Consider the following 11,825-nt stretch of genomic DNA (forward strand, 5'->3'; position numbering starts at 1 on the left):
GCGGAGTGCTCAGCGCAGCGCGGCGAGCGGAGTCCCGTCGTCCAGGGTGCCCGTCAGTGTCGCCTGCGTCCCCTGCTTGGTCCGGGCGGTGAGCACACGGCCCTGCGCGGACGCGGTGACCCCACCGGTCGTACGGATCGACGCGGTGTCGCTGCTGCCCGCGGCCAGCAGATACCAGGACCCGGCCTCGGACTTCCAGAGCACCCCGGCCAGCACATGCGGATCACGCGGACCGCACGCCGTCACATCGGTCGCCTTGGCCGCGACCGCCCCGTACCGGCCGCCCGGCGTGTGGAACTGGGCCAGCACCGCCGTGCCCGCGCCCCGCCAGGTCTCCGCCCGCGTGCACACCCAGTCCGCCGTCCCGGCCGCCTCGGGCAGCGCCTGGTCGGCGTACGCCCAGGCGTTCACGCTCCGCACGCCCCCCGAGCGCTGCGCGGCCAGCGAGCAGGCGAACGGCGCCCAGGTGGCCAGCGCCTCCGTGCCGGTCGACTTGGCGGCATCCGCGGAGCCGGGCCGGCCGGAGGTGAGGCGGGCCGGGACCAGTTCGCCGAGATCGGTGGAGAGGTGGGTGCCGGACGCGTCGGTCAGTTGCAGCACGTTCCACGCCGTGCAGGCCTCGGGCTGCTGCACCGGGCTGGCCTGCGGCGCCGTGACCCCGTCGGTCAGGTCGAGGTCCATCGCGCCGCTGCTCGGCTTGCGCAGGTCCCGCTCGGCGGCCTTCGTCACCCAAGGGGCGGTCAGATAGCGCACGTTGCCGTCGGCGCGGCTCAGCACGAGGGCGCTCGCCTCGGGGCCGGCCGCCCCGTCCACCCGGGCGAAGTCGAGCGCGGCGCCGTGCGTACCGTCCTTCGGCTCGGCGTAACGGGCGATGCGCAGGCCGTCGTGGAGGAGCACCACGCGGGCGTTGTCCACGTCGCCCGCGTACAGCAGTTGGGGCGGTCCCGCCGGGCCGCCGGTCTGGGTGCCCGGGGTGGCCGAGACGCGGACCGACTCACCGGGGCGGGCCCAGACGGCGAGCGCGCGGCGCAGCAGCCCGGTGTCCTGGGCGAGGGCGCCGCGGGCCGGCCACACGGAGAAGTCGGTGCGCGCCGACGACTTCCACGCCGTCGGGGCGACCCGGATCAGCCGGCCCGGGTCCAGGGCGGCCTCGGCGGCCGGATTCTGCGCGTACACGGGTGCCGCCGCGCCGTCCGGGCCCCAGCCGTCGCCCGGCAGCGCGACGAGGGCGCCGCACACCGCGATCGCGGCTGCGGCGGCGATCGCCGCCTTGGTGTGCTGCCTGCGCCGCATCAGATCGGTGGGCCGGGCCTGTAGCGAACAGGGGTCGAACTCGGGGGAGTCGAGCAGCGCGTACTGCGCCGGGACGGCGTTCGCCTGTGCGAGCGCCGCCTCCGGGTCCGCTACGCCGGCGGCCGTCAGCACGCGGTGCGCGTCCGCGTCCGGCAGCTTCTCCAGACCGCGCAGCACATAGGCGGCGCGGGCCGGTCCGCTGAGGGCGGCGAGCCGCTGGTCCAGGGCGAGTTCATCGGCGCCGCCGGAGCGTGGGAACAGTCGCAGGCCCCAGACCTGGGGGAGCAGCGGCGGCAGCTGGGACCGCTTGGGCCACGCCCGGCGCCGGAGCGGTAGCCCCGCCTCCAGGGCCGTACGCACCACCCTCAGGCGCACGAAGGCGTACCCGGCGTCGCCGTCGCGCCCTGTCGACTGCGCCGGGATCACCGAAGCCGACGTCCGGCCCCGGGGCAGCGCCCGCTGGACGAGGGCGTGCGCGGTCAGGACGCGCCGGCTGCGGCCGATCCCCGGCGGCAGCACCAGATAGGCGAGCCGGACCAGCCGCGGATAGTGCTCGACGAGAGCGGCCTCGGCCTGCTCGACATCGACGACCGGGTCGGCGGTTCCGGTCGAGGTGGGGGCATGACGCTGGGCTACATCCTGTGGCTGCACGTCCGGGAGAACGATCGGAACGGGGGTTGGTCACCGTGGGTCGGCTGCGGCGCCGTCGTGGCTGGTCGCGCAGTTCCTCGCGCCCCTTGGGTGTGTTGCCGTGTAGGGCGTCGTCCAGGTTGCCCTGGTCTGTGTTCCGGTTGCGCCGGTGCGGTCGTGGAGGGAGGGGTTATGGTGCGTCGTCTGGTCGGCTGCGGCGTCGTTGTGGCTGGTCGCGCAGTTCCCCGCGCCCCTTCGGGGCGCTGCCGTGTGGGGCGTTGTCCGGCTTGCCTTGGTGTGTGGTCCGGTTGCGTCGGTGCGGTCGCTGTCGGCGTATGGTGCGTCGTCGGTCGGCTGCGGTGGCGTCGTGGCTGGTCGCGCAGTTCCCCGCGCCCCTTTGGGGCGTTGCCGTGTAGGGCGTTGTCCAGGATTTGAGCGGGACGTGGGTGTCGTGCGTATCGATGGGTGGGGTCCCTCGTCGGGGCTTCCTGCGGCATGCTGTCGCCCACCGGGACCGGAGGAACACATGAGGTTGACGCGACCGATGCTCGCCGTGACGGGTGTCGCGGCCGTACTGGCGCTGGCGGGCTGCGGGTCCGGCGGCGACACGCGGGCCGTGCCGCCCACGGCCACGGGCAGCCTGGAGAGCCTGGCCGCCGAGGTGAAGTGCGCGCCCGACATCCAGACCGACGCCGACGAGATCCGGCAGGCCCTCTGCAAGAACCGGAACGGGAAGTTCGTCCTCGCCACCTTCGCCACCGATCGCGGCCAGCGCGAGTGGATCAACGACGCGAAGGACTACGGCGGTTACTACCTGGTGGGCCGCAAGTGGGTGGCCGTCGGCGAGGACGGAGTGGTCAAGGAGCTGCGCGGCACGCTCGGCGGCGACCTGGAGATCGGCACCGACCACCGCGCCCACACCGGCTGACACACGGCCCGGGCATACGACGAAGGCCGGTGGCGGGAGAACCCGCCACCGGCCTTTCATCGCGATCCGGCTCAGCCGATCACTGGCACCGCTGCCCGCGGTTGACACAGTTTGCGATCTTGTTGGCCAGCCCACCGGTCGTGACGCTGATGAAGTCGTCGTGGTCGGTGGACGGTTTGTGCAACTGCTCCGGGAAGCCGTCCACCGCGTAGGCGTTCTTCACCACGCCGTTCTGGATGCTCGGCTGCGGAAGGCTGTACACCAGGCGCATCGTCAGCTGCGGGATCGCCTTGAACCCGTTCTGGCAGTTGCCGGCCGCGTCCGCGAAGGCCACATGCGTGCGGTGGTTCGCGCTGTCGACGTTCTGGCCGTCCCAGCAGCTCTGGAAGGCGAAGGTGCGGACCATCTGGCTGCCCCGCGGGCAGATCGGGTACTGCTCGGTCAGCTGCACCTTGTTCTCGAAGCCGGTGCAGCTCCAGTGCGCGTTGGCGTTGGCCAGGCCATTGGTGGTGGTCTTGGCGTCACCGGTGATGATGCGCAGGAACTGGGGCATCGCGACGACCTTGGAGGTCGGGCTGCCGACGTACTTGATCTCCGCCTGCTTGGGGACCAGGATGCGGCCGACGTTGCCCTCCTTGCCACCGCCGTCCGCGTTCTGGTCGAAGTCCTGCGTGCCGTCCTGGACGCGGACCACCGGCCAGTAGTACGACGACAGGTCGCTCTTGTTCTGGCAGCTGGTGCCGCCCTGCAGGAACGTGTCGTTGCTGGAGAACGCGTCGACCTTCTGGTTGCCGACGTAGTCGTGCAGGTGGTGCGCGCCGTTGGCCACGCCGGGCGCCACGATCACGTTGTCGGTGTTGTGGTTCTTGTTGGCGTTCACTCCGCAGCGGGTGGTGAACGTGCCGGTCGACGCGCTGCGGGTCTTGCGCGGCTTCGCCTTGACGTTCGGCTGCACCTTGGTGATGTCGACGAAGTCGGCGGCGACCGGGCCGTTGCCCGCCTGCCCGCCGTTTCCGCCCTGCTGGCCGTCGCCGCCGTTCTGGCCACCGCCCTGCTGCTGGCCGTCGCCCGGCTGCGCACCGCCGCCCTGCTGTTGATCACCGCCCTGCTGCTGACCGCCACCGTTCTGACCGCCACCGTTCTGGCCACCGGCGTTGGTCTGGTTGGCGGCCTGCGTGGTGCAGGCGGAGAGCTGGGCCAGCGAGGTGTCGAAGGATCCGCCGACCCGCTGGATACCGATCCTGATCCGGTCGATCGTCGCGGAGCGCTTCTCCTTCAGGGGGCCGACGATCGCGTTCTGGACGAAGTTCGTGTCGTTCGCCTGCGCCTGGCGGGTCGAGGCGAGTCGGGCGTAGGCCTCGGTGATCTGCTTGTCGAGGTTCGCCAGCTCCGTCGCCACCCCGGGGCGCGCCGCGTTCGGCACGTTCGTCAGCTTCTGGCCGACGTCCGGGCAGGAGATCGTCGCCACCTGCGCGGCGGCGGCCTTCGTCTGGTTCTGCGCCGAGTTGTTCGTCTCGTGGGCAGAGGCATAGAAGTTCGCCCAGATCAGCCCGCCCCCACCGAGCGCTAGGGCCGCCGATGCGGCTATGGCCTTGGTGGCCAGCGGCGTACGGCGTTTTCGTGTGTTGCGTCCCATGGAACTCCTCTGACTTCCTTGCGGGGCAGCATCGAGGCGCCCGACAGGAGTGAAGCGGCGCCCATTCATACGGACCCGGCCCCGGGGGTGTTCAGCCTTCCTGTGAATTCATCAGAGGTTTGACGGCCCAGCGGGGCTCAACAGCCCCTTGAGCAGCAGGAGTTGCCGAACAACTCGGGGCAGGACGGAGGTTTCAGCGGTCCCGGTCGAGGTAGGCGAGCACCGCAAGGACGCGTCGATTGTCGTCGTCCGACACCTCAAGTCCCAGTTTGGCGAAGATGTTGGAGGTGTGTTTGGCGATCGCCCGTTCCGTGACGACGAGCTGCCCGGCGATCGCCGCGTTCGACCGGCCCTGCGCCATCAGCTCCAGGACCTCCAGCTCCCGCGGGGTCAGCCCGCCGAGCGGCCGGTCGGCGGCGGACCGCCGGGACAACAACTGCTGGATCACCTGCGGGTCCATCGCCGTGCCGCCCGCCGCCACCCGCCGTACGGCGTCCACGAACTGCTCCGCGTCGAACACCCGGTCCTTCAGCAGATAGCCGACCCCGCCGTTGCCGTCGGCGAGCAGCTCGCGCGCGTACAGCTGCTCCACGTGCTGCGAGAGGACCAGCACCGGCAGCCCGGGCCGGTCCCGGCGGGCCGCGAGCGCGCACTGCAACCCCTCGTCGGTGTGCGTCGGCGGCAGGCGTACGTCGATCACCGCGACGTCCGGTCGCAGCTCGGCCAGCGCGCGGGTCAGCTCCGGGCCCGACTCGACGGCCGCGGCGATCTCGAAGTCGTAGGCCGCCAGCAGCCGGACAAGACCGTCGCGCAGCAGGAACAGGTCTTCGGCTAGGACAACGCGCACGGAATCTCCATGGTCACCATGGTGGGACCGCCCGCGGGGCTGCTGACGGCCAGGATGCCGTCGAATGTACCCAGCCGCCGCTCGATCCCGGGCAGCCCGGAACCGGCCCCGAGCGCGGCGCCGCCCCTGCCGTTGTCGGTGACCGCGATCCGCAACTGGCCGCCGTCCTCGGGCACATGGTGCAGGTCGACCCAGATCCGGTCGGCGCCGGAGTGCTTGACCGCGTTGGTCAGCACCTCGCTGATCGCGAAGTACGCGGCCGACTCCAGCGGCGCGTCCGCCCGCCCGTCCAGCTCCACGCTCACCTCGGTGGCCACCGGCAGCCGCAGCGCCAACGCCCGTACGGCGTCGCCGAGTCCGCGCTCGGCCAGCACCGGCGGATGGATGCCGCGCACCAGGTCACGCAGTTCGCCGAGCGCCTCGACGGAGTTGCGGCGGGCCTGCGCGAGCAGCTCCCGCGCCCGCGCCGGATCCTTGTCCAGCAGCGCCTCGACGGTCCCCAGGTCCATGCCCATCGCGACCAGCCGGGCCTGCGCGCCGTCGTGCAGGTCCCGTTCGATGCGGCGCAGTTCGGCCGCCGAGGTGTCCACCGCGTCCCGCCGGGTCTCGGTCAGCACCCGCACCCGTTCGGCGAGTTCGCCCTGACCGGGGGAGAGCACCGCACGGGTCAGCAGGAAGTGGCAACGCAGCAGCGGCGGGGTGAGGACGTAGGCGGCGGCCAGCAGCGCCGCGCCGAGCAGCCCGGCGAGCAGCGCGCTGCCCTGCCCCGAGACCGGCACGAAGCCGTACCACCAGCCGACCCGGCTGCCGTCCGTGAACACCCGCCACAGCCCGGCCGCCAGCGCGAAACCCTCCACCGGATAGATCAGCAGGGCGGCGGGCAGCAGCGCGGTGACGAACCCTGCCGTCATGTCGACCAGGAGCCAGCCGAGGTCCCGCCAGGTCGCCGGGTCGCCGAGCAGCCCGAAGGCGCGCCCCCACGGGCTGGCCCCCTCGGGGAGCGGCCGGTACGCGCGCGGGATCCGCACCCCGCACCACTGCGCGGCCACCAGCCGCCGCCAGTCGGCGAAGGCCCGCACCCCGGTCAGCACCCAGGGCGTCGTGACGATCCCGATGCCCAGCGGGACGAGCGCGATCGACACGACGGACAGCACGAACAGGGTGATCGAACCGGTGAGCGCGACGACCGCGAGGGCGAGCCCCCGCGCTCCGGCGGTCACGACGGCGCGGGTCCGGCCGCCGGCGTCCCTGGAATCCCTGCTCCTCGTGTCCATGCCGTCAGTGTCGTCGAACCGGGGGCGCCGGTCACGGGGCGAAACCCCCGGTCAGGAGGTGGTGTCAGCTACACCCCCGGCAGCGGCGAGCACCGCGGCCTCCACCTCCGGATCGAGGCCCTTGCGGGTCCGGTCCGGGCGCTGCGGCGCCGTGCCGCCGATCTCCCGCAGCCACGCCCAGGTGTCGGCGACGGTCTCGCCGACCGGACGGCACACCAGCCCCGTCGCCAGCGCCCGTGCGACGTCCGCGCGGTGCAGGGCCCGGTACAGGTCACTGCCCGGCGGCACCCACACCGGCAGCTCGACCCACGGCTCGATCCCGGCGTCCAGGACGACCTGCGGATCGGTCCAGCACAGCCGCGCGTCCGCGCCGGTGGCCTCGGCGCACGCCGCCAGGAACGCGCCCATGGTGGTGTGCCCGGGCGGGCTCACCAGGTTGTACGGGCCGCCGAGCCCCCGCTCCACCGCCCCGGTCGTCCAGTCGGCCAGATCGCGCACGTCGACGTACTGCAGTGGCAGGTCGCGCGGTCCGGGCGCCAGGACGGGGCCGCCCCGGGCGATCCGGGTCAGCCACCAGGGCAGCCTGCCGACGTTCTCGTACGGACCGAGGATCAGCCCGGCCCGCACCAGCAGGGAGCCGTCCGCGCCGAACGCCTCCACAGCGGCCAGCTCGCCGCCCCGCTTGTCCCGCGCGTACTCGGTCTGCCCGGCGTCGGCCGCGGCGCCCTCGACCAGCGGCGCGTCCTCGCCGGTCCCGCCCGCCGGAGGAAAGGCGTACACCGAGCGGCTGGACACATACACGTACCGGCCGGCGCGGCCCCGCAGCAGCCGCGCCGCCTCCCGCACCGCGCGGGGCGCCGCCGACCAGGTGTCGACGACGGCGTCCCACGGGCCGCCGCCGGTGAGCGCGGCGAGCCCGTCGGCGGTGGTGCGGTCGCCGCGCAGCGACCGCACCCCCGGTGGGGGCGCGTGCCGGCCCCGGTGGATGACGGTCACCTCCCAGCCGCGCCGGAGCGCCGACTCCACGACGGCCCGCCCCACGAACTCCGTTCCGCCCAGCACCAGAAGTCTCATGCGGCGACCCTGCCCGGTGCGGCCGTCGAGCGTGCCCGGATCTGCCGAGAGCAGACGGGGGAGGCTGGCGTGGTCAGCGTCCGGTCGGCGGCGTGTACTTGTAGCCGACGCGGCGCACCGTCTGGATCGTCCGGCGGTGCTCGGCGCCCAGCTTGCGGCGCAGCCGGGCGACATGGACGTCGACGGTGCGTCCGTCGCCCACGTGGCCGTAGCCCCAGACCGTGGTGACCAGTTGGTCGCGGGTGTGCACCCGGTGGGGGTGCGCCACGAGGTGGGCCAGCAGCTCGAACTCCAGGTAGGTGAGGTCGAGGTCCCGGCCCGCCACCTGGGCGGTGCGCCGCACGGTGTCGATGCGGACCAGCGGGTCACCGGTGGCGTCGGGGGCGGCGGCCGGCCCGGTCTCCGGCCGGTCCGGCACCGCGACCGGCGGGAACGCCGGCTGCCGGTCGGCCGGGACCAGCACCAGGTAGCCGACCATCGGCGGCTGTCCCGGCAGGCTGGGCACGGTGTGCTGCGGTGCCGGCAGCCAGGTGGCGCCCGGCGGCAGCAGATCCGCGACGGTGTGCAGGCTCTCGACCGGGTTGGGGCGGGGGAGGGCCCATTCCTCGTCCCGGTCGACGGCGCGCAGCCGGTGCCGGGCGCCGGATGCCGGGGACGGGGCGGGAAGGGCGGCGGTGGGGAGAGGACGAGTGGTCGCCATGAGAGGTCAGCTCTTTCGCGCGAGAAGTTCGTCGGGTAGGTCGACGGCCGCGATTCGTGGTCGGGGCGCGCCGGGGACGTTCGTCGTTCCGCGCTGGCCGAAGGCCGGGGTGTACGGCTTTAGAGGGCCCGCGCGTTCCACGCGCGGCAACACACCCGGTCGAAGTCGTGATGCTGACGGGAAGGCCAGAAGGGCTCGAGGTCAGGGCGACCCGTCGCGGTGTACTTCTGGATGCTGGCCATACGCCCATTGAAGCAGACACCGGCCCGCAACAGGACCCTCCTCTCACTGCTCGGACGCTTCCTTGGCGGGAAGTTGACGTCGCGGGCCTCCCCCTCTCAGGTGTTCGTACCAGGTCAGGTGCTTGATCGTGACTGTCAAGCGTCGTCCGCCGTTCCACATGGCGGACAGCCCGCCGGCTCCCCGCGTCCCACGGGACGCCGCCACGACGACACGAAGGGGCGCCCGGTGGCGGGCGCCCCTTCGGAGTTGTGGCGTGGATCAGACCTGGCCGGCCTTCTCCAGCGCGGAGCAGCACGTGTCGACCAGGAGGCGGGTCACCACGTACGGGTCGACGTTGGCGTTCGGACGGCGGTCCTCGATGTAGCCCTTGCCGTCCTTCTCGACCTGCCACGGGATACGGACCGAGGCGCCGCGGTCGGAGACGCCGTAGGAGAACTTGTCCCACGGGGCGGTCTCGTGCAGACCGGTCAGCCGATCGTCGATGCCGGCGCCGTAGTACTTGACGTGGTCGAGCGGCTTGGAGCCCTCGCCGAGCGACTCGCACGCGGTGATGATCGCGGCATAGTTCTCGCGCATCGCCTTGGTGGAGAAGTTGGTGTGCGCGCCGGCGCCGTTCCAGTCGCCCTTGACCGGCTTCGGGTCGAGGGTGGCGGAGACGCCGAAGTCCTCGGCGGTGCGGTAGAGCAGCCAGCGGGCCACCCACAGCTGGTCGGAGACCTCCAGCGGGGACAGCGGGCCGACCTGGAACTCCCACTGGCCGGGCATGACCTCGGCGTTGATGCCGGACAGGCCGAGGCCGGCCTTCAGGCAGTTCTCCAGGTGGGCCTCGACGATCTCGCGGCCGAAGATCTCGTCGGCGCCGACCCCGCAGTAGTAGCCGCCCTGCGGCGCCGGGAAGCCGCCCTCGGGGAAGCCGAGCGGACGGGCGCCGTCGAAGAAGGTGTACTCCTGCTCGATGCCGAAGATCGGCTCCTGCGCGGCGAACTTCTCCGCGACCTCGGTCAGCGCGGCGCGCGTGTTGGAGGCGTGCGGGGTGAAGTCGATGTTCAGGACCTCGCACAGGACGAGGACGTCGTCGCCGCCGCGGATCGGGTCGGGGCAGCTGAAGACCGGCTTCAGCACGCAGTCCGAGGCGTGGCCCTCGGCCTGGTTGGTGGAGGACCCGTCGAAGCCCCAGATCGGCAGCTCGGCGCCCTTCGCGTCGTCGCCAAGAATCTTCGTCTTGGAACGCAGCTTGGCCGTCGGCTCGGTGCCGTCGATCCAGATGTACTCAGCCTTGAAGCTCACGGGCCACATCCTTCGAGGTGGGTCTGGGCGCACTTGCGGGTGCTGCGGCGGCGGCGCTGCGGCACCGCGGGATGATGCTCGGCAGCCTGTCAACAGGCGATTTCCCGATCATTGCCCGGATGTGAACCCCGTGTTACCCACCTGTTCGGTGCGCCGGTTCAGGTTGTGAGGCGGCCCGGCCCGGGTAGGAGGGACCGTTCGGGTTGCCTACGACCTGGCCGCGGCGGGGCGGACCGCGTACGACGGAGGGCGCTTCGCGGTGCCCTGACGCGCCGGTCCTGCCGCCTCCGGCCGGAAGCGGCAGGACCCGGGACACCTGCCTCATCGGTCCGGCACGGGTCCGGCGCTCACCCCACCTTCTCGATCAGCGCACGACGGATCAGGAACTTGCCCGGTTCCCTGACCTGTTCGAAGGCCGCGTCGTTCAGCAGCGCACAACTGCCGGACACGGACGTCACCTGCACGGTCGTGGACTTGCCGTTGTCCAGGTTGGTGACCCTCAGCGTGGTGCCCGCCGGGAACTGGTTGCTGGACGCCGCCGGGGCGCCGGCCTCGCCGGAGAGCGTGACGGTGGAGCCGTTGCACACCTGCTGTCCGGTGGCGGTGTCCGCGCCTCCCGTGCCCGCGCCTCCCGTCCCTGTATCTCCCGTTTCCGTGCCTCCCGCGGAGGCGGTCGGGGCGGGCTGCGCGTCCTGCCCGCCGTCCTGCTGTCCGTTCTGGGCCGGTGTCGAGTGGGAGCCCTGAGCCGACTCCCCGACGACGCAACCGGACGCCTTCTGCTGGACCTTGATCTGCTCGATGACCGCCTCGCGGTTGGCGATCCGCGCCGTCGACTGGGCATCCGGAGCGGCCCGTTGGCCCTCGATGAACCGCTCGTTGTTGCCGAGCGCGGTGGCCAGCCCCTGACAGACCGTCGAGTCCGCGGCGGACAGGGTCCGCGGGCTCTGCGCGGCGTTGGACGTGGCCGCCATGGCGAAGGCCCCGCCGCCGGCCACCGCGGCGGCACTCGCCAGCAGCGCGATCTTCTTCCTGGTGTTGAGCGTTCTCCTGCGCGACATGCGCGCCTCCTGAAGGGATAGGGGAGCGTACGCCGCTATGTACGAGATACCGAACGACGTCACTCAGCCGTCACCGGAGTCGGTGGAGTGACCTGTGCCACAGGGGGCAGGGTCGTGCCCGGGTCGCCGTATGCCAGCTGTTCGAATTCCCCGCCGTCCCTCACGTCTCTCGCCGAACCCCTGTGACGTACCGTCAATTCCGCTTCTCACCTGGTCGTTCGAGAGGATTCCCGGACTCCTCGATTGTCAGTGCCGGGCAGTAGACTGGAGTCAGTGTTCGAGAACGCGACAGGAGGATGCCCGTGCCCGCTGCCGCACTGAAGCCGAAGCCGTTGCCGACCCAGTCCACCGCGAAGCGCCCCGTCCCACTCGACCTGCCGTACACCCCCGTGATGAAGCGTCCGCTGCCACCCGGACGTCCGCGCGAGTGGTACGTCACGCACAACCGCCGCCTCAAGGCGATGCGGCTCGCCATAGCCCTGCTCGACTCGGGCGTCTACGTCCCCAACCAGGCCCGCAACGAGACGATCCGCAGCACGGCCCAGCGGATCGGTGTCCATCCGCCGTCGGACACGACGTGCCACATGGTGCGGGCGTTCCTGCGCTACAACCGCTGAGACCGGTGCCGCGTGCCGGGCGCCCCGGTTCCCGGGGTGCCCGCCGCCGTGCCGTCAGGCCGCCGACTCCCGCTCCGACGGCGCACGGAAGCGCGGCGCCACCCGGGCCGCGCCCGGCCGGCTCCGCAGCCGCTCCGCCTCCCGTGCGATCGCCGCCCGCGCCCCACACCCGAGCCCACCCCGCCGGCCAGGATCCGCCACGCGATCTCCCCGCCGGGCCGCTGGGCCCAGCCGCCCG

General features: G+C 72.4%; 10 protein-coding genes. 2 read left to right on the plus strand and 8 right to left on the minus strand.

Annotated features, from left to right (window positions below):
- Nucleotides 1–9 precede the first annotated feature (9 nt).
- Nucleotides 10–1,944 (minus strand): hypothetical protein, encoded by a 1,935-nt coding sequence (locus tag CTZ28_RS04095; RefSeq protein WP_121887821.1) that lies wholly within the window; start codon nucleotides 1,942–1,944, stop codon nucleotides 10–12.
- Between the two features lie 505 nt (nucleotides 1,945–2,449).
- Between CTZ28_RS04095 and CTZ28_RS04105 the strand changes: the two genes are divergently transcribed.
- The gene (locus CTZ28_RS04105; RefSeq protein WP_183154261.1) at nucleotides 2,450–2,851 is read left to right on the plus strand and encodes a hypothetical protein; all 402 of its coding nucleotides are present in this window, start codon (nucleotides 2,450–2,452) and stop codon (nucleotides 2,849–2,851) included.
- A 79-nt stretch (nucleotides 2,852–2,930) separates the two neighbouring features.
- On the opposite strand, the gene CTZ28_RS04110 is transcribed toward CTZ28_RS04105, so the two are convergent.
- From CTZ28_RS04110 to CTZ28_RS04140, 7 genes are all read right to left on the minus strand, one after another.
- The gene (locus CTZ28_RS04110; protein WP_121887824.1) at nucleotides 2,931–4,487 is read right to left on the minus strand and encodes a DUF1996 domain-containing protein; all 1,557 of its coding nucleotides are present in this window, start codon (nucleotides 4,485–4,487) and stop codon (nucleotides 2,931–2,933) included.
- A gap of 193 nt (nucleotides 4,488–4,680) precedes the next feature.
- The gene (locus tag CTZ28_RS04115; protein WP_121887825.1) at nucleotides 4,681–5,334 is read right to left on the minus strand and encodes a LuxR C-terminal-related transcriptional regulator; all 654 of its coding nucleotides are present in this window, start codon (nucleotides 5,332–5,334) and stop codon (nucleotides 4,681–4,683) included.
- Nucleotides 5,319–6,608, minus strand: a complete 1,290-nt coding sequence (locus CTZ28_RS04120) for a sensor histidine kinase (protein WP_121887826.1) — start codon at nucleotides 6,606–6,608, stop codon at nucleotides 5,319–5,321. Before CTZ28_RS04120 ends, CTZ28_RS04115 begins: the two co-directional genes overlap by 16 nt.
- 51 nt (nucleotides 6,609–6,659) lie before the next feature.
- Complete coding sequence (locus CTZ28_RS04125; protein WP_121887827.1) at nucleotides 6,660–7,682, minus strand: SDR family oxidoreductase; 1,023 nt, start codon at nucleotides 7,680–7,682, stop codon at nucleotides 6,660–6,662.
- Between the two features lie 73 nt (nucleotides 7,683–7,755).
- A complete protein-coding gene (locus CTZ28_RS04130; RefSeq protein ID WP_121887828.1) occupies nucleotides 7,756–8,382 on the minus strand; it encodes a winged helix-turn-helix domain-containing protein in 627 nt (208 codons plus the stop codon).
- Between the two features lie 501 nt (nucleotides 8,383–8,883).
- Nucleotides 8,884–9,912, minus strand: a complete 1,029-nt coding sequence (gene glnII / locus CTZ28_RS04135) for a glutamine synthetase (RefSeq protein WP_121887829.1) — start codon at nucleotides 9,910–9,912, stop codon at nucleotides 8,884–8,886.
- A 347-nt stretch (nucleotides 9,913–10,259) separates the two neighbouring features.
- Nucleotides 10,260–10,970 (minus strand): RlpA-like double-psi beta-barrel domain-containing protein, encoded by a 711-nt coding sequence (locus CTZ28_RS04140; RefSeq protein WP_121887830.1) that lies wholly within the window; start codon nucleotides 10,968–10,970, stop codon nucleotides 10,260–10,262.
- Between the two features lie 302 nt (nucleotides 10,971–11,272).
- On the opposite strand from CTZ28_RS04140, the gene CTZ28_RS04145 reads away from it, so the two are divergent.
- A complete protein-coding gene (locus CTZ28_RS04145) occupies nucleotides 11,273–11,587 on the plus strand; it encodes a hypothetical protein (RefSeq protein WP_121887831.1) in 315 nt (104 codons plus the stop codon).
- Nucleotides 11,588–11,825 lie beyond the last annotated feature (238 nt).

The sequence above is a fragment of the Streptomyces shenzhenensis genome (genome assembly GCF_003688995.1).
GTDB classification, from domain to species: domain Bacteria; phylum Actinomycetota; class Actinomycetes; order Streptomycetales; family Streptomycetaceae; genus Streptomyces; species Streptomyces shenzhenensis_A.